General features: G+C 63.0%; 21 protein-coding genes. 14 read left to right on the forward strand and 7 right to left on the reverse strand.

Annotated features, from left to right (window positions below; genetic code table 11):
• Window positions 1-21: 21 nt before the first annotated feature.
• Genes priA through HIM68_RS17045 form a run of 5 tightly spaced genes read left to right on the forward strand, consistent with a single transcriptional unit; the run spans window position 22 to window position 5,080 of the window.
• Window positions 22-759, forward strand: coding sequence for a bifunctional 1-(5-phosphoribosyl)-5-((5-phosphoribosylamino)methylideneamino)imidazole-4-carboxamide isomerase/phosphoribosylanthranilate isomerase PriA (gene priA, locus HIM68_RS17025; protein ID WP_139470134.1), 738 nt, complete (start codon window positions 22-24; stop codon window positions 757-759).
• A 4-nt stretch (window positions 760-763) separates the two neighbouring features.
• Window positions 764-1,600 (forward strand): SseB family protein, encoded by an 837-nt coding sequence (locus HIM68_RS17030; RefSeq protein ID WP_172174442.1) that lies wholly within the window; start codon window positions 764-766, stop codon window positions 1,598-1,600.
• A 46-nt stretch (window positions 1,601-1,646) separates the two neighbouring features.
• On the forward strand, window positions 1,647-2,993 hold the full coding sequence (locus tag HIM68_RS17035) for a M20 family metallopeptidase (protein ID WP_172174445.1): 1,347 nt from the start codon (window positions 1,647-1,649) through the stop codon (window positions 2,991-2,993).
• Window positions 2,994-3,042: 49 nt separating this feature from the next.
• Window positions 3,043-4,692, forward strand: coding sequence for an AbgT family transporter (locus tag HIM68_RS17040; RefSeq protein ID WP_172174448.1), 1,650 nt, complete (start codon window positions 3,043-3,045; stop codon window positions 4,690-4,692).
• 13 nt (window positions 4,693-4,705) lie between these two features.
• Window positions 4,706-5,080, forward strand: a complete 375-nt coding sequence (locus HIM68_RS17045; protein ID WP_172174451.1) for a VOC family protein — start codon at window positions 4,706-4,708, stop codon at window positions 5,078-5,080.
• 72 nt (window positions 5,081-5,152) lie between these two features.
• Here the strand turns inward: HIM68_RS17045 and HIM68_RS17050 are convergent, their stop codons facing one another.
• A complete protein-coding gene (locus HIM68_RS17050; protein ID WP_172174454.1) occupies window positions 5,153-6,160 on the reverse strand; it encodes an NAD-dependent epimerase/dehydratase family protein in 1,008 nt (335 codons plus the stop codon).
• Window positions 6,161-6,295: 135 nt separating this feature from the next.
• Between HIM68_RS17050 and HIM68_RS17055 the strand changes: the two genes are divergently transcribed.
• Complete coding sequence (locus HIM68_RS17055; protein ID WP_172174457.1) at window positions 6,296-6,976, forward strand: TetR/AcrR family transcriptional regulator; 681 nt, start codon at window positions 6,296-6,298, stop codon at window positions 6,974-6,976.
• A 110-nt stretch (window positions 6,977-7,086) separates the two neighbouring features.
• Here the strand turns inward: HIM68_RS17055 and HIM68_RS17060 are convergent, their stop codons facing one another.
• Entirely contained in the window at window positions 7,087-7,458 is a 372-nt protein-coding gene (locus HIM68_RS17060; protein ID WP_039206663.1) for a DUF1844 domain-containing protein, read from the reverse strand.
• Window positions 7,459-7,773: 315 nt separating this feature from the next.
• Here HIM68_RS17060 and infC point away from each other — a divergent pair, with 315 nt between their 5' ends.
• From infC to HIM68_RS17085, 5 genes are all read left to right on the forward strand, one after another.
• A complete protein-coding gene (gene infC, locus HIM68_RS17065) occupies window positions 7,774-8,388 on the forward strand; it encodes a translation initiation factor IF-3 (RefSeq protein WP_367647576.1) in 615 nt (204 codons plus the stop codon).
• A gap of 100 nt (window positions 8,389-8,488) precedes the next feature.
• Window positions 8,489-8,695 carry a 50S ribosomal protein L35 gene (gene rpmI / locus HIM68_RS17070; protein WP_039206667.1) on the forward strand — a complete coding sequence of 69 codons (207 nt, stop codon included), beginning with the start codon at window positions 8,489-8,491 and terminating at the stop codon, window positions 8,693-8,695.
• A gap of 128 nt (window positions 8,696-8,823) precedes the next feature.
• Window positions 8,824-9,213, forward strand: a complete 390-nt coding sequence (gene rplT / locus HIM68_RS17075; RefSeq protein ID WP_025779787.1) for a 50S ribosomal protein L20 — start codon at window positions 8,824-8,826, stop codon at window positions 9,211-9,213.
• 190 nt (window positions 9,214-9,403) lie between these two features.
• Window positions 9,404-10,225, forward strand: a complete 822-nt coding sequence (locus HIM68_RS17080; protein WP_172174460.1) for an RNA methyltransferase — start codon at window positions 9,404-9,406, stop codon at window positions 10,223-10,225.
• Window positions 10,226-10,373: 148 nt separating this feature from the next.
• Window positions 10,374-10,661, forward strand: coding sequence for a hypothetical protein (locus tag HIM68_RS17085; protein ID WP_172174463.1), 288 nt, complete (start codon window positions 10,374-10,376; stop codon window positions 10,659-10,661).
• 67 nt (window positions 10,662-10,728) lie between these two features.
• On the opposite strand, the gene HIM68_RS17090 is transcribed toward HIM68_RS17085, so the two are convergent.
• Window positions 10,729-11,148, reverse strand: coding sequence for a VOC family protein (locus HIM68_RS17090; RefSeq protein WP_172174466.1), 420 nt, complete (start codon window positions 11,146-11,148; stop codon window positions 10,729-10,731).
• A gap of 38 nt (window positions 11,149-11,186) precedes the next feature.
• Entirely contained in the window at window positions 11,187-11,558 is a 372-nt protein-coding gene (locus HIM68_RS17095; RefSeq protein WP_172174469.1) for a hypothetical protein, read from the reverse strand.
• An 84-nt stretch (window positions 11,559-11,642) separates the two neighbouring features.
• On the opposite strand from HIM68_RS17095, the gene HIM68_RS17100 reads away from it, so the two are divergent.
• The 3 genes from HIM68_RS17100 (at window position 11,643) to HIM68_RS17110 (ending at window position 14,194) form a co-directional block, all read left to right on the forward strand.
• Window positions 11,643-12,302, forward strand: a complete 660-nt coding sequence (locus tag HIM68_RS17100) for a pentapeptide repeat-containing protein (RefSeq protein ID WP_172174472.1) — start codon at window positions 11,643-11,645, stop codon at window positions 12,300-12,302.
• A gap of 151 nt (window positions 12,303-12,453) precedes the next feature.
• Window positions 12,454-13,356 carry a polysaccharide deacetylase gene (locus HIM68_RS17105; RefSeq protein WP_172174475.1) on the forward strand — a complete coding sequence of 301 codons (903 nt, stop codon included), beginning with the start codon at window positions 12,454-12,456 and terminating at the stop codon, window positions 13,354-13,356.
• Between the two features lie 88 nt (window positions 13,357-13,444).
• On the forward strand, window positions 13,445-14,194 hold the full coding sequence (locus HIM68_RS17110; RefSeq protein WP_172174478.1) for a DUF429 domain-containing protein: 750 nt from the start codon (window positions 13,445-13,447) through the stop codon (window positions 14,192-14,194).
• Here HIM68_RS17110 and HIM68_RS17115 read toward each other — a convergent pair.
• From HIM68_RS17115 to HIM68_RS17125, 3 genes are all read right to left on the reverse strand, one after another.
• A complete protein-coding gene (locus HIM68_RS17115) occupies window positions 14,191-14,607 on the reverse strand; it encodes a hypothetical protein (RefSeq protein ID WP_172174481.1) in 417 nt (138 codons plus the stop codon). The genes HIM68_RS17110 and HIM68_RS17115 overlap by 4 nt on opposite strands.
• Before the next feature lie 46 nt (window positions 14,608-14,653).
• Window positions 14,654-16,285 carry an acetolactate synthase large subunit gene (locus HIM68_RS17120; RefSeq protein ID WP_172174484.1) on the reverse strand — a complete coding sequence of 544 codons (1,632 nt, stop codon included), beginning with the start codon at window positions 16,283-16,285 and terminating at the stop codon, window positions 14,654-14,656.
• A 102-nt stretch (window positions 16,286-16,387) separates the two neighbouring features.
• Window positions 16,388-17,404: a LacI family DNA-binding transcriptional regulator gene (locus HIM68_RS17125; protein WP_172174487.1), complete on the reverse strand. Its 1,017-nt coding sequence runs from the start codon at window positions 17,402-17,404 to the stop codon at window positions 16,388-16,390.
• Window positions 17,405-17,461: the final 57 nt, after the last annotated feature.

A 17,461-nucleotide genomic window follows, 5' to 3' on the forward strand; every position in this document is an offset into this window, starting at 1 on the left:
CACCCTGGCAGAAAGGTCACAATGACAGACAGTTCGAACAAGCTGGTCCTCCTTCCCGCCGTCGACGTCGCCGACGGCAAGGCCGTCCGCCTCGTCCAGGGCGAAGCCGGAACCGAAACCGACTACGGTTCACCCATCGACGCCGCTCAGGACTTCGAGAGCCGCGGCGCCGAATGGATCCACCTCGTCGACCTCGACGCCGCCTTCGGGCGCGGTTCGAACTCGGATCTGCTCAACCAGGTCGTCAAGGCCGTGGGGATCAAGGTCGAACTCTCCGGTGGCATCCGTGACACCGAAAGCCTCGAACGCGCACTCGACACGGGAGCCGAGCGCGTCAACATCGGCACCGCCGCCCTGGAAAACCCCGAGTGGACGGCCGAGATGATCTCGCGTTTCGGCGATCAGGTCGCCATCGGCCTCGACGTGCGCGGAACCACCCTGGCCGCCCGCGGCTGGACGAAGGACGGCGGCGACCTCTACGAGGTCCTCGCCACCCTCGAAGCCGCCGGCTGCTCCCGCTACGTCGTCACCGATGTGCGCAAGGACGGCACCCTGCAGGGACCCAATGTCGACCTGCTCAAGGATCTCGCGCAGAAGACCGACTCTCCGATCGTGGCCTCCGGCGGAGTCTCGAGCCTCGACGACCTGCGAGCCCTCCGTGAGCTCGTGCCCTTCGGCGTCGACTCGGCGATCGTGGGCAAGGCACTCTACGCCGGCAAGTTCACTCTGGAAGAAGCCCTCGACGTCGCAGGACGGTGAGTCTGTGAGCACGCACTCACACGATCGGGGCCAGCCGCATGGGCCGGGCGAGCCCCGGTCCGACGCGTCTGATGCCCAGGCAGGCGACGCCCACGCCCCGACGGATTCCGCCGGGCAGGCGTGGGAGGGCCGGGATCTCAAACCCAACCCGTTCTCCGGTGACACCGGACTCGCGGATGCGGCCCTGCTGGAGGCCCTGACCCAGGTCGCTCATGCACCCTTGGATCCGGCCGCACACCAGCAGGTCGTCACGGCTCTGTCCGGGGCCAGGCTCTATGCCCCGATCGTGCCGATGGTTCTCGACCAGGAGGTCGGAGAGAACGGTCTCATGGCCGACAACTCCTCGGAGATGGCGATGGTCCGTCTCCAAGCCGAGGACGGCCGCGAGTGCACCCCCGGATTCTCCGGAATCCCACCGCTGACGGCGTGGCATTCCGATGCCCGTCCCGTGCCGATCGAGTCCGAACGGCTCGTCCTCGGGGCGATCGAGGCTGAGTCCCAGCTCGTCGTCCTCGACCCCGGGGCCGAGTCCTCATTCCTGCTGCGCCGCCCCGCCATGTTCGCGTTCGTACAGTCCCAGCCCTGGACTCCGTCCTGGGCCGACGCCGAGGTGGCCCAGCGCCTGCGTGCCATCGCCGAGTCCTTCCCGTGGCTGGCTCGGATCGGTGTGAGCCCCGGCAGCAACAGCGTCCACCTCGGTGGGCCGGAGCTCGGCATCACACTCGGCGTCGAGTCCGAAGTGCCGCCGGAAGAAGTGCGCCGGTTCCAGGAAACCGTCGCCGGTGACGAGGACCTCGTCGCGAAGATCGACTCCCTGGCCATCCGCCTCGTCGAAGTCTGACCATTCCGGGCGTGTCAGATCGGCAGGGCACCTATGCTTATGACCCATGAGCGAAATCCGTGACCTCGGCCACTCGACCGCACCGGACGACAACTACCTCGACGAGATGGCTCGACAGACCCGGGCCCGGGCCGAGCAGGCCGCCGAGTGGGTCTCCGACTTCACCGGTGCCCCCGAGACGAGCCGGTCCGGCATCGCCGCAGGCCTCGACGCCGCTGAAGGCGACCTCACGAGTCTGCTCCACACCATCCATGACCTCGCCGAGACCGCGTTCGAAGAGTTCGATTCGGTCGCCGCGATCGCCTCAGTGCTGGAGAAACACGGAGTCGACGTCGAGACCGGCCTCTACGGTGTGAAGACCACATTGCGGGCGACGACGGGATCCGGCCACGGTCGCACGATCGCGATCCTCGCCGAATACGATGCCCTGCCCGAGATCGGGCACGCGTGCGGACACAACATCATCGCCACCGCCGGAATCGGTGCCTTCCTCGCCCTCCACGCCTTGTACGAGAAAGACCCCGACGCCGTGCCGGGCACCGTCGTCCTGCTGGGCACCCCGGCCGAAGAAGGCCATTCGGGCAAAGAGGTTATGGCCCGCGCCGGCGCCTTCGACGGCATCGACGCGGCCATCATGGTCCACGGATACGGCTATGACTGCGCCGACCAGGTGTGGCTGGGACGCCGCCTGCTCAAGGTCACGTACTCAGGGGTCGCCGCCCACGCCTCGGCCCAGCCCTTCATGGGACGCAACGCCCTCGACGCGGCGAACCTCTTCTACCAGGGGCTCGGCCTGATGCGGCAGCAGATGCCGCCGATCTCCCGTCTGCACGCGGTCATCACCGACGGCGGAACGAGACCGTCGATCATCACCGAATCGGCCACCGTGCAGTGCTACGTCCGTTCGAAGTTCCCCGAGACGCTCAAAGAGCTCTCCGACCGGGTCGAGGACGCGGCGAAGGGTGCCGCGCTCATGACCGGCACCGGAGTCACCGTCGACTGGGACGAACATCCGCCGTCGCTGCCCGTGCGTACGAATTCGGCGCTGACCGCCCGTTGGGCCGAACACGAACAGACGCGCGGCCGCCAACCGCTTCCCGCCGGAGTGCTCGACGAATCGATTGCCGCATCGACGGACTTCGGCAACGTCTCCTACCGGATTCCCGGCATCCATCCGCTCATCAAGACCGCCGACGCCGAGGTGGCCCTGCACACCCGAGAATTCGCCGCAGCCGCCGAGACCCCTGCCGCCAAATCCGCGGCACTCGACGGGGCCTACGGTCTTGCGTGCACCGCCCTGGATTTCCTCGTCGACGATGCCCTCGCCGCCGAGGTGACCGAAGAGTTCGCCCGCGACGGGGGAGCCATCGACGTCGAGCACTTCTTCGACTGAGATCGTCCCGCCGCACCCAGACCCGCGCCATCGAAGAGAAGGACCGCTCATGTCGACGACGACAGATGGGAAAGTCGGTTTCGGCCAGCGCACGCTGGACTGGATCGAACGCATCGGAAACAAGCTGCCCGAACCGTTCACGCTGTTCCTCGGGCTCTTCATCATCACCGGCCTCGTCTCCACGGCGATGGCCATGGCCGACGTCACCGTGGCCATTCCCGGCGGCGACGAGACCATCGCAATCAAGGGCCTGTTCACCGGGGAGGGCCTGGCGTGGCTGACCACGACGATGGGCGACAACTACATCGGGTTCCCGCCCTTGGCCACGGTGCTGCCGATTCTGCTGGCCGTCGGAGTGGCCGAGAAGTCGGGAATGCTCGCCGCGGCCGTGCGCATCGCCTTCGGCAAGAGTCCCAAGTGGCTGCTGCCCTATGCCGTCGGCTTCGTCGGGGTGGTCGGGTCGATCATGGCCGACTCGGCGTTCGTCATCATCCCGCCTCTGGCTGCGCTCGTATTCAAAGCGGCAGGACGGCATCCGATGGCCGGTCTCATCGGCGGGTTCGCCGCCACCGGTGCCGGCTATTCGACCTCGATCGTCCCCACGAGCCTCGACGCTCTGTTCGCCGGGATCACCACCTCGGTGATGGAGACCCTGCCGAACACCGACTACACCGCGGTCAACCCGGTATCGAACTACTACTTCAATATCGCCTCGTCGATCGTGCTCGCGATCATCGCCGGCTTCATCATCGACCGGCTCATCGAACCGAACATGGTGCGCAAGGGAGTGCCCCGCGAATACGCGAATGCCTCGTCGAGCGGACTGGCCCGCGAATACCAGGCACCCGACAGCCCCTACGGAGATGCCTCGGCGACTTCGGATGGATCCTCTGAATCCTCGGACGCAGAGTCGTCCACAGAGATCAAGGCCGAACTCGAACCGGAAGAGAAGAAGGGGCTGATCTGGTCGGTGATCTCGGGTCTCGTCCTCACCGCGGTCTTCCTCTTCGCTTTCCTCCTCCCCAGTTCACCCTGGCGGAACGAGGACGGCGGATTCCTCCCGGAGTCCCCGCTGCTGTCGTCGATCGTGTTCATCGTCTTCGCCTACTTCATGCTCATGGGCGTCGTCTACGGCATCGTCGTGCACACCGTGAGATCGATGAACGACCTGGTGAGAATGATGAGCCAGTCGATCATCGACATGATGTCGTTCCTCATTCTCGCGTTCATCCTCGGCCAGTTCATCGCCCTGTTCAACTGGACGGGAATCGGTTCGTGGATCGCCGTCGCAGGTGCGTCTGGGCTCGAGGCGATCGGGCTGACAGGGTTCGCCGCGGTCATCGGCTTCATGCTCCTGGCCAGCGTGCTCAACCTGTTCATCGTGTCCGGGTCGTCGATGTGGACACTCATGGCCGCCGTATTCGTCCCACTCTTCGCCCTGCTCGGCTACGAACCGGCATTCATCCAAGCCGGTTTCCGCGTCGGAGACTCGGCCACTCAGGTTATCACTCCGCTCAACCCGTACATGATCGTGCTGCTCGGCCTTGTTCGCCGGTATGAACCGAATGCCGGGTTGGGCACGGTCATCTCTCGGATGTTCCCGTTCGTCATCCCGTTCTGGCTGGCCTGGGCCGTGCTGCTGGGCATCTGGTTCCTCTTCGACCTGCCGTTGGGCCCGGGCAACGGGATCCGACTGTGAGGTTCGATCGCTCATGGTGAGTCGAATCAGCGACCTTATCGTCAAAACCCCGGACCCGGCTCGGCTGAGCCGATTCTGGTGCGAAGCACTGGGATACGAAGTGACGGCCACGGACGAAACCGGAGTCGCGATCTCCGGGGCGTGGAATGCACCGACTATTCTCTTCGAGCGTTCGAGCGATTCGTTTGGGGACAACAGTCTCCATCTCGACCTCTGTCCGACTGACCGCAGCCAGGCGGACGAACTCGAAAGACTTATGGCTTTGGGTGCCACGAAGACTGATGTCGTGCCGTCCGGAAGCTGGCATGTCCTCGCGGATCCGGACGGCAACAAGTTCTGTCTCATGGCGAAGCGCATTCCCGCAGAGCCGGACGACTTCCATGGCTGAGTCCCAACCCAATCGGTGACAGAAGCAGGAAACGACCATGCAGTTCTGCGGATTACTGTCGGAATTCCGCGGTCAGAGGTCGTTCGCGACCTTTATGCCTCCGAGCATCTGCCGTACGCCCTCGCGCCAGTCGGTTGTTCCGACTGTTTCGGCCAAATCGCTGGAGGCGATGACGCAGGGTTCGTACCAGATCGGTGCCAACTGGTTGAGCTCGTAGAAGGAGCGTTCGAATGCACCGATGGCACGGGTCGCCCAGCGTGGGACTGAGAGCGGACGCTTGTGCTTCTGCCCAAGAGTGTCCGCAGTGAAGTCGGCGATCTCGGCCAGTGTCGGATTTGATGCCGGTGCGATCCGCAGCTGGTGCGTCCCTGCGGGGACGTCCTTCAGCTCCTCTGCCGCCTGGATCATTGCGGCTGCGTGGTCGGCGATGACGGTGATTCCGTGCGGGACATCAGTCCGTGCCGGCACCATGGCCCTGCGCCCTGCGGAAATCGTTTCGGTGATGCACATCCGCACCACCGACGACCGCTTCTCTGCTGTCCTGCCGAGCAGATCCCCTGCGATGACGCTCGCACTGGTCGCTGAGTGAGCCTCACGGGCTTCGATGAGTCGCTGCCGGATTTGTCCCTTGTCCTCCACCGGAGCGAACGGTGAGGTTTCGGTGATTGGGGAGTCGAGTCCGGCGAAAGCGTAGACGGACTCTGGGAAGACGACGGGGATGCCGAGTTCTGCGGCGGTGTCGAGGATCGCTGCGTCGAGGCGGGGGAGGACCTGCTCCCATTTCCGACTGTCATAGGGAGCGTGTGCGCAGGCGAAGATCGCATCGACTCCCTGAGCGGCCTCGGCCAGCTGGGCGCGATCACTCGCATCGGCCTTGAGGTGAGTTGGAGCGCTGACTGTCGTCGTGCCAGACGTTGACGACGTTTCCGATGGGGCGGTGGTGTTGGTCGCTCCGCCCGAGGCGCTGGACGAACCTCTGCCGGAGCGGGTGGCGATGCGGACATCTGTGCCTGATGCGATGAGCTGAGTCGCGATCTCCGAACCGATCTGACCATTGCCGATGACGAGTGCTGTTTTCATGACGGATCCCTTCCGATGCCTCCGATGATTAAACGAGAGCGGTGCTCTCTCGAATCAGCGTAAGGCTCGGCAGCCGACAATTCAAGAGCAGTGCTCACTGTTGTCATCATTGCTCTCGGATCGTAAGGTGAAGCCATGACTGAGACCCCGCGGCAGCGCGCCCGCATCGAAACGGAAGCGCAGATCACGGCCATCGGCAATCGCATGATCGATGACGAAGGCGTCGACGGGCTGTCGCTGCGAGCGATCGCCCGTGAGCTCGGAGTAGTCTCCAGTGCGGTGTATCGGTACGTGAAGAGTCGTGATGAACTGCTGACGATCCTCATCCGCGACGCCTTCACGCAGATCGCCGATGCTGTCGATGAGGCTTTGGCCGGGGAGCGGAGCGTCCGGGTGCTCGCGCTGGCGATGCTTGACTGGTCGCGCACGTATCCGAATCGGTGGGCGCTCATCTACGGCACTCCGATCGACGGGTATGAGGCTCCCCGTGAGGAGACCGTGGTTCCGGGAACACGCATCATGGTGGCCTTGGCGTCCTTGGTGGCGGAGTCAGCGACCGGCACCGAGGCGGCCAACGGAGCTGGCACGGCCCAGAGTGCCGACGCTCAGGAGCTGAGCGCGACGCTCGAGCCGCTGCGACAGGGACTCGACGAACTCGGACTCGACTACGACGATGCCGTGATCCTGGAGACCATCACGATCTGGGTCGCTGTCATCGGGCTGATCAACGGTCTGCGCTTCGGCCAATTCGGGCCGGGACTCGACGATGTCGAAGACGATCTCATGTCCGGAGTGGTCGGTCGCCTCGGCGCGTGAATCGGTGAACGTCTGCGGGCAAGGACACGACCGCCTCGGCGGATGAGGATATGACAACGGCCCCTGATCGAAGATCGAGGGCCGTTGCGTGAGTGGTCAGCGGGGGAGTGTCAGCGGACGGGGCCGGTGAACTTCTCTCCGGGACCTTCGCCGGGGGCGTCGGGGTATTCCGAAGCCTCGCGGAAGGCCAGCTGCAGGCTGCGCAGTCCATCGCGCAGCGGGCGGGCGTGGTGGTCGCCGATCACGGTGGCAGCACCGGTGACGAAGCCGGCCAGTGCGGTGATGAGCTTGCGGGCCTCATCGAGGTCCTGGAGGTCGGCGCCGCGACCTTCGGCGGTGTCCTCGGCCAGGCCGCACTTGACGGCGGCGGCGGACATGAGGTGGACGGCGCTGGAGGTGATGACCTCGACGGCGGGGACCTCGGCGATGTCGCGCGTAACGTCGGCGATCGCCTCGGCGGGAACAGATTCTTCAGAACTCATGCCATAAGCTTGACATATAAATCAATGCGGCGATCACACCAGGGCCTCGATGTGCGAAGAGTCATGAAGCGTAGTACACTGGTAGCTGGTGCGAAGCGGAGTCTGTCTCCCACCTTGATCGCGAAGAGCGATCGGGTCCAAAGATCTGTCCGTCAGGCATAGTCTGATCGGGTCCAGATCGAGGTGTATTCACTGAACGTACGTCTACCGTACTGCTCGTGTGTGCAGGCTCCCTTGGCATGTGTCAACGGGAGCCTTTTTCGTTGTCACGACCACATTTGAGCAAAAAGGAGTGAACACATCAGCGAGACGCGCATCAATGACCGGATTCGGGTTCCCGAGGTCCGGTTGGTCGGACCCAATGGTGAACAGGTCGGTATCGTTGCCATTCGCAAGGCACTCGATCTCGCCGGTGAAGCCGGCCTCGACCTCGTCGAGGTAGCCCCACAGGCGAAGCCACCCGTAGCCAAGCTCATGGACTACGGAAAATTCAAATATGAATCTGCCCAGAAAGCCAGAGAAGCCCGGAAGAACCAGGCGAACACTGCGCTGAAGGAGATCCGCTTCCGTCTCAAGATCGACGAACACGATTACGAGACGAAGAAGGGCCACGTCACCCGCTTCCTCGAAGGCGGCGACAAGGTCAAGGTCATGATCATGTTCCGCGGACGTGAGCAGTCCCGTCCCGAGATGGGCATCAAGCTGCTCAACCGCTTGGCCGAAGATGTGTCCGATCTTGGCTCCGTCGAATCCTCACCGCGAGTCGACGGACGCAACATGGTGATGGTCATCGCCCCGCACAAGTCAAAGTCTGACGCCAAGGCGGAGGCCCGGAAGGCATCGGCAGATGCCAAGGGCAAGTCCGCTGAGGTGAAGTCCCGTCGCGATCGGGTCGCTGCAGAGAAGAACGCAGTTCGCCCGGACGCGTGAGAAATTAAGTACGTCGCGTTCCAGGTCCGTCCTGGTCTGTGCGTGTGAAGTAGTTGCCAGCGGTTGACGCGGGCAACGAATTGCAAAGGAGAACGGCACTATGCCGAAGCAGAAGACGAACAGCAGCGCCAAGAAGCGTATGCGCGTGACTGGCAGTGGCAAGATCATGCGTGAAGGCGTGAACAACCAGCACAAGTTCGAGGGCAAGTCCTCGGCTCGTAAGCGCCGCGTGTCCACCGACCAGGAACTCACCGGCGGCGACCGCGCCATGGCCCGCAAGCTTCTGGGCAAGCTCAAGGGCAGGTGAGACCCCTTTCGGGTCTTTCCTTCCCGGACAGTCTCCGGGATCTCCCACGGGCAGTCGAAAGCGGCTCCCACAGCTTGAACCAGAGTCCGGCATCGCCGGCAGATACGAACTTTCTAAAGGAGTAACACGTGGCACGTGTGAAGAGAGCGGTCAACGCTCACAAGAAGCGCCGGGTCATCCTCGACCGGGCAAGCGGCTACCGCGGACAGCGCTCGCGCCTGTACCGCAAGGCCAAAGAACAGGTCATCCACTCGCTGGTCTACAGCTACCGTGACCGTCGCAAGCGCAAGGGCGACTTCCGTCGTCTCTGGATCCAGCGCATCAACGCCGGCGCCCGCGCCAACGGTATGACCTACAACCGTTTCATCCAGGGCCTCAAGGCCGCAGGAGTCGAGGTCGACCGTCGCATGCTCGCCGAGCTCGCCGTGAACGACTCGGCTACCTTCGCGCACCTGGTCAAGGTCGCCAAGGATGCTCTTCCTGCTGACGTCAACGCAGCGAAGACCGACGCCGCCTGAGCAGCGTCTTATCTAAACTCCGGTCACACAGTGACTGACCGATCGCCTCGGTGATCGACGACGGCCCCGAACTCCAGGTTCGGGGCCGTCGGTCTTTCTGCTGGGGCCTGCCTGGTCCCTCAATCGGCTCCTGCCCCTTCAGCTCGCACCTCTTCCACTTCAGCATTCAACGGATCGAGAACACGGTTTCATGAAACTCCCTGACGTCATCTCCTCACCTCAGTCGAAGCGGATCAAGAACGCCGCGAAGCTGCTCAAGCGTCGTGATCGCAAGGCCACGGGGCAGTTCCTCGTCGAGGGCCCGCAGGCCGTCCGTGAGGCTCTGGCGCGCATGGGCTCCATCGTCGAGCTCTTCATCACCGAGGAGGCCGCCGAGGAGCATCCCTCGTTCGTCTCCACGGCCAAGCACGGGCGTATGCAGTGCAGCATCGTCACCCCCGAGGTGCTCACCGAGCTCGCCTCGACCGTGAACTCACAAGGCGTCGTGGCCGTGTGCAGGGCGCTCGACGTGGAGCTGACCTCGGTGCTCGACAAGGAAGCGCAGCTCGTCGTCGTCCTGTCGCAAGTGCGCGACCCGGGCAATGCCGGCACGATCATCCGGCTGGCCGATGCCGCGGGCGCCGATGCCGTGGTGCTGACCTCGTCGTCGGTGGATGTCTACAACGACAAGACCGTGAGGTCGACCGCCGGCTCGCTCTTCCACATCCCTGTCGTCATTGGAGTCGGACTGTCCGAGGTGACCGAACTGGCCCGCGCGCGCGGCCTGCAGGTGCTCGCCGCCGACGCGAACGACGAAGCCCACGATCTGCACCATCCATGGGAGACGGGTCTGGATCTCACCGCACGGACCGCGTGGGTCTTCGGCAACGAAGCCTGGGGGATGAGCGCCGAGGATCTGGAGCTGTGCGACTCATCCGTCGCCGTCCCGATCTACGGCTCAGCCGAAAGCCTCAACCTCGGCACCGCCGCCGGAGTGTGCATCTACGAAAGTGCTCGCAACCAACGGATGTGAGGGGCTGGGCGGCCTCGGTTGGTTGAGGACGGTGCTCACGACCGGCTCGCTGATCTGCGGGCGTGGTTCAATTCTGCGGTGATCTGCGCTACTGTGGCGACAAGTAACCTAGTCGATTAACAGCAGCAGTCAGGGCGGTGAGACGAGCGTGGTTGATATTGCCGATGCGCCGAAGTCTCTGGCGACGCTGCGGAGCCATCATCTCAAGGAAGCGATCGAGACAGTGGTCGTCTTCTCGGCTGTTGCGTGTATTTTCTGGGTACTCGATTTCGGTACGGGGGCCTCTCCGTCGGTACCGCAACTGCTGTTCACGGTGACGGTGCCTGTTGCACTCATCAAAGAGTATGTCGTCTACACCTCGGCGGTGAAGAGACTCGGTTTCGTCGATGTCCCGAAAACGGCGACGGCAGGAGTCTCAGCTTCCCGCGGCCGCTGAGACGCGGACGACTGTGCGCTCATCGTGCGCGAATGCCCTCCGCGACCGTCCGGCAGGTACGTAAAAACTATTCCGCCGCAGTTGCGGCCTTCGCGGTCTGCTCATTGGCGACGAGCTCCCAGATGTAGCCGTCGAGGTCAGCGAAGTAGCCCATGTACGAGCCATCGACATCTTGACCAGGATCGGCTGATCCACCGGCGGCGACAGCACGGTCAAGTACCTCGTCGATCTCAGCACGCGTGGCGAATGCACACGAGATGATGCTGGCGCCGGGAACCGGATTCTTCGAACCGGGCTGGCCAGAGAGCTCGAGGTACTGACCGTATTCGTCGGCGGTGATGAAGAAGATGGAGAGGTTCGGCAGCTCGAAGGCGACGATGCCGTCCTCCACACCGTCGGTTTCGAGGCCGAGTCCATCGGCGTAGAAGTTTGCGGTGGCCTGCGGGTCGGCGACGGGCAATGACAGGATCGTTGTCAGTGGCTTCATGCCTGCAGTCTAGTGGGGGAGACGTCGATCGCTCAGCCTTATTCCGAATACGTCACTATTCCGCCGTAGACCACCATGATCACAACGGTCACGGCCAAACAGAATCCAGTGGCGATGAGTCCGCGTCTCCACCATGACGTGTGCGGTCGGAGCTGATTCAGCATCGACGGTGCAATCACCGCCGTGGCCACCCAGCCAAGGACGATAAGAAATCCAAGAAACCAGCTTCCGTACCCGAGGAACAGGTCATTGATGGCCCCGCCACACTGGAAGCCGGCTCCACCGCAGCCGATGTACTGAGCGTGCAGGTAACGGACCACGAGGTAGACAACCGCGAGCACGCCGCCGGCTGCGAACGCAATCGCGTAGGGTGCACTGCGGTCATTGGGCGAGCGTGGCCGCGTATCCATGCTCCCGACGATAACAAGTTGGGTTTTCGTTCGGGTGAACTCGCAACGACGGGGTATGTCACCGACAGCGATTAGGGTGGGCGCATGACCACGGAGACGCCGCGACCACCGAAGATCACCCTTGGAGAGCTTGCCCAGGGTTACCTCGGGGATATCGATCCCGAGGAATTCCTCGAGGGCATGGAATTCACCGATCTCGACCTCGCCGAGGTGGACGCCACCCAAGCGACGTTCCTCGACTGTCGATGGTCGAACGTCAATTTCGGCGATGTCGACGTGCCGGTCGATCTCACCGGGGCCAGGATCTCCGGCACGGAGATTACGGACTGCCGCGCCGACACGTGGACTATGTCCCGTGGAAACCTACTGCACACAGCGATCTCTGGAACACGGATCGGTGCCGGCGTTGTCTATGACAGCGTGTGGGAGAAGGTGCGATTCACCAATTGCCGTATCGCCTACCTCAACCTGCGCGGGTCGAAGCTTACCGATGTCGAGTTCCGCGACTGCAAGATCGACGAGATCGACCTCGACCGGGCGAAGGTCAGCCGGGCCGCATTTCCGGGAAGCAGCGTCGGAGTCTTCCAGTGCGAAGGCGCCACCCTCGGCAACGTCGACATCCGGGGGCTGGAACCGCATAAGATCTCCGGCGTGCACTCACTGCGCGGAGCGACCATCGACGACACCCAGCTTATGCTCTTTGCGGAGCTCTTCGCCTCGGAACTCGGCATCACCGTGGAGTGAGCACGGGAAGCTCCTAACGGAAAAGTACGGTCTCTGACCTGGTGAGAAACCTATTGCGCAGATCACTCTTCGGTGAAAGACTCACAGCATCGCGGCATTCGCCCGCAGCGAGTCCGCGTTCTCACTTTCGAATGGACGGAGGATGCGCAAGATGGCCAAAGAGATTTTCGTTTCACTCGGTATCGACATCGACGCAGTGTCAGGCTGGCTCGGTTCCTACGGTGGGGAGGACTCTCCCTCAGACATTCAGCGGGGCATCTTCGCCGGCGAGATTGGAGTTCCCCGGCTCCTGAAGATGCTCAAACGCCGCGACCTCAAGGCAAGCTGGTTCATACCCGGACATTCGCTCGAGACCTTCCCTGACCAATGCAAGATGGTGCACGACGACGGACATGAGATCGGCGCCCACGGCTATAGCCACGAGAATCCCGTCGCAATGACGAACCGTCAGGAAGACATCGTCATGGAGAAGTCCGTCGAGCTCATCACGAACCTCACAGGCAGCCAGCCACGCGGCTACGTCGCCCCATGGTGGGAGCTGAGCGCATACACGCCTGAGCTGCTGAAGAAGTTCGGTTTCGAATACGACCACAGCCAGAGCCACAAGGATTTCGTACCGTACTACTCCATCGCCGGCGACGAATGGACGCCGATCGACTACTCGCAGACGCCGGAAACGTGGATGAAGCCGCTCAAACACGGCAAGGAGATCGACCTCGTCGAGATCGCTGCGAACTGGTACGTCGATGACTTGCCGCCGATGCTGTTCGTGAAGAGCAGCCCGAACAGCCACGGCTTCGTCAATCCCCGCGATATCGAGACCTTGTGGCGCGACCAGTTCGATTGGGTCTACCGCGAACTCGACTATGCGATCTTCCCGATCACGATCCACCCGGATGTATCCGGCCGTCCGCAGGTGCTGCTCATGCTCGAACGTCTGCTGGACTACATCGGCGGGCACGACGGTGTGAAGATCGTGACCATGGGGGAGATCGCTGATGACTTCCGGGCACGCTATCCGTTCGAGTCCTCTGAACGCCCACCGGCATACTGAGGACACTGGACAGTACACGGCGTCCAAACTCGGCACCTCAGTGGAGTGGGCCGATGGCCTAGCGGATGCACACGGAAAGATGGTCTGGATGAGAATTGCCGGAGTCGACCTCGCAGCCGAGGCGGACCGCACTGGCCTCGCCATCCTCAACGTCGGTGAGCGGGAATCACTCAATGCGCAAATGACGATTGACGAACTTCTCCTCGGCGCTGATGACCATGCGATTCGGAATGCAATAACTCAGGCAGGTCGGACAGGTGTTGACGTGCCTCTTGGCTGGCCACAGAAGTTCGTCGAATTCGTGTCCGACCACGCAAGTGGAGAATTGTCTGCTCCGGAGTCCACCGACCGCGAATGGCGACGGGGCCTGGCGCTACGGGAAACTGACCGGTACGTCCAACGCGCAATTGGTGTCTGGCCATTGAGCGTCGCCACTGAGCGGATTGCCTATGCGGCAATGCGCTGGGCAGGTATCGAGGCACACCTGAGGGCAGAGGGCGTCTCAACTGCCCGAGACGGGTCAGGTGTTGTCTATGAGGTCTATCCTGCGGCAGCGTTGAAAGCGTGGGGCCTGCAACATCGTGGTTACAAAGGACAGAAGAATTCTGAAGTCCGGCACCAGTTGGTCGACGAACTGTCCAAGACGTTTCCCAACTTGGAGTGGAACGGGCACAGAGACCTCTGCGTCGCTGATGACAATGCGCTGGACGCAGTGCTCGCCGCCATCATCGCACTGGAAGCCTATTTGGGCAGATGCGAACCGGCTCCTGCTGACTTGAAGTCGAGTGCGCTGCGAGAGGGGTGGATCTGGGTTCCTCGAAATGACGGACCTGACTAGTCTTCGTTCGCTAACCCCTCGGGACTATCCGGGGGAGTGAAGTAGGCCTTTCGCAGGTAGAGCATCGCACCACCGCAGACCGCGGCGATGACGATCGCGGTGACTGCCACGTCGATGACATTTGTTCCGCCGACGAGCAGCGACGGCAGAACGAACCCGCCCACCAGCGAGCACAGGAGCACAACTCCCAACGGAACGCTGCCGATGAAGCTCCTGACCTCGAGCCTGACACGACTCGCCCGAAACACAGACCAGACCACGATCGCCGAGGCTGCCGCCACCCCAAGCATGAACCAGAGCAGTGAATCGATCGGCCGGTCCCGCAGGAATTCCTTGACGATCTCGCCGAGGGATCCCCACGCACACAGCGCGGAGGCCCCCAGCAGAATCGTGAAGATACGTGACCGTATCAATTAGCCAGCTGCCGGATTAAGGTCGGAAGCACCAAAAGACAGCGCTTCACCGCTTGCCCAACTCGTCGATGAGCACGCGCTTATTCTCCGAGTAGTCGACGGGCACGACCACGACGTGCACTCCGCCGACCTCGAACGCGTTCTCCAGGGCATCGCTGATGCCGTCGACATCCTCGACGCGGGTGCCGGCGGCCCCATAGGACTCCGCGTACTTCACGAAGTCCGGGTTGCCGTAGGTCAGCCCGTAGTCGGGGAATCCGTCCGCGGCCTGCTTCCAACGGATCATGCCGTAGGCGTTGTCCTCGAGTATGACCACGACGAGGTCCAGACCGAGCCTGACCGCGGTCTCCATCTCCTGGCTGTTCATCATGAACCCGCCGTCGCCGACCACGGCCATGACACGACGCTCCGGGTAGGTCAGCTTCGCCCCGATGGCCGACGGCAGCCCGGCGCCCATCGTCGCCAGAGCATTGTCGAGCAGCAGTGTGTTCGCCCTGGTCGTGCGGTAGTTACGGGCGAACCAGATCTTGTACATCCCGTTGTCGAGGGCCACGATCCCATCGGTCGGCACGACGTCTCGGACCTCCTGGACGATCCGCTGTGGGATGAACCGATCCTCATCGGCTCCCTCGTGGATCTTGATGAGGATCTCATCACGCATCGGCAGGAGCGCCTCGGCGGTGGGCACGGGACCACCGAGCGCCTCGGCGAGCTTATCCAAGGACGGACCCAGGTCACCGATGACCTCGAACTGCGGGAAATACACCTGCTCGACGATGGCGGGACGGTACCCGATGTGCACGACGGTCGGCCCGGTCTCGTCCATCGTGAACGGCGGCTTCTCCGTCGTATCGTGACCGATGGTGACGATGACATCGGCGGCATCGATCGCGTCGTGGACGTAGTCACCGGACGTCAGCGCCGCCGTGCCCATGTACAGATCCGACGCGCCCGTCACCGACCCCTTGCCCATCTGCGTGGTGACGTAGGGGATGCGCATCTGGGCGACAAAACGCGACAGCGCCTCACTGCACGAGGCCCGGGAGGCATCCGCACCGAGCATGAGCAGCGGGTTCTTCGCCTCCTTGATGACGTTCGCGGCGTTCGCAATCGCCGTATCCCCGGCGACGGGCCGAGTGTTCGTATGTGGTTCGATGAGCTCGAACCCGTCGACCGGCATCCCGGCGATGTCCTCGGGCAGCTCGAGGTGCACCGGTCCGGGACGCTCGGCCTGAGCGGCGCGGAACGCCTCCCGGACCATCGTCGGGATCATCGCCGCCGAGGTGATCTGCTTGCTCACCTTCGTCAGCGGATCCATCGTCGCCACCGTATTGACCATCTGGAACGCCGCCTGCTCGGCCGTGCGGATGCCCTTCTGGCCGGTGATCATGATGACCGGCATCCCGCCGAGGTGGGCGTACGCAGCCCCGGTCGCCAGGTTGAGTGCGCCCGGACCCAAGGTCGTGAGCACCACACCGGGCTTGCCCGTCAGCCGGCCGTAGGTGGCGGCCATGAACGCGGCCGCCTGCTCGTGGCGAGTGAGGATGAGTTCGATCGATGAGCTCCGCAGGGAGTCGACGAAGTCGAGGTTCTCCTCACCGGGAATGCCGAAGATCCGCTCGACGCCCTCGTTCTCCAGGGCTCTGACCATGACATCTGATGCACGTTGTGTCGTCATGTTCCCGACCCTACGCTTTTCTCCGTTGAGTCCCTATGACCGGCCCCACACCACCGGCACCGAGGTGGACACGTCCGTTCCTATGAGAAGCGGACCATCACGTCACCGAGGTGGGGGAGCAGTCGACCGACGCTCGACAACAGCGATGGGTGAGGTGATCATCTCGTCGATCTCGACATTTGCATCATTGTCGAGCAGGAGCTCGACTCCACGGCGACCGAGTTCTTCCAACGGCATGCGAACGGTCGTCAGCGGAGGCCCGAAAGCGGCCGCCATCTCGATGTCGTGGACTGAGATGATCGACAGTTGTTCCGGGATGCTTATGCCGCGTACTTGAGCCGCTGCGACAGCACCCGCCGCGGTGGCGAAGCTTGCGCAGACGATTCCGGTCAGATCCGGGGAGCGGTCGACGAGCGAGTTCATGGCCTGGGCCCCGGAACTCAATTCATACGTCGATTCGGCGAAGGCATGGTGTGAAAGGCCTCTTGACGTCATCGCCTGCTCGAAGCCTTTAAGTCGCCGCCGTCCGGAATCGGTGTCGAGCGGACCGCTGAGATATCCGATCTTGGTATGACCGAGATCGATGAGATGCTCGGCTGCAGTGGCCACGCCGGCAGCGTCATCGAGGACCAGGTGCCGGCGGCTGACATCGGGACGTCGGTTGATATGCAGCCAGGGAATGCCCTCGAAGCCGGCCTTCAGGTCTGAATCCTGCAGAGTCGAGGCGACCAGAAGCCCATCGACGGATCCCGATCGGGCGAGATCGAGAAATCGTGAGGGCCTCCGGTCGCCTGTCTGGGGATCAGTTCCCGCTATACCGGCCAAGAGTGTGTACTCCCGCCGATCGGCCTCCGACTCTGCAGCGTCGAGGATCTCCGACCAGATCGGATTTGTGAAAGCAGGGAGGAGAACGCCAATCGCCCCCGTCTTCGATGTGCGCAGACTTCGGGCAGCCATGCTGGGTCGATAGTCGAGCTCATGAGCGGCATCATGGACGCGTTTGCGAGTTGTCTCACGGATGCTGAACCCCGGACGGTTATTGAGGACCTTCGAGACCAGTCCCGGATCCACGCCGGCCTTGGCCGCGACGTCGGCGATCGTGACTCGCTTTCGACCCACTGGGTTCTCTCCTCGAAATCGTTCTGCTGTGGTCCAGGGGAGAACTGATTCCGTGTT

Origin of the sequence: Brevibacterium sp. CT2-23B, assembly GCF_013168765.1 — a bacterium.
In the GTDB taxonomy this organism is placed as follows: Bacteria; Actinomycetota; Actinomycetes; order Actinomycetales; family Brevibacteriaceae; genus Brevibacterium; species Brevibacterium sediminis.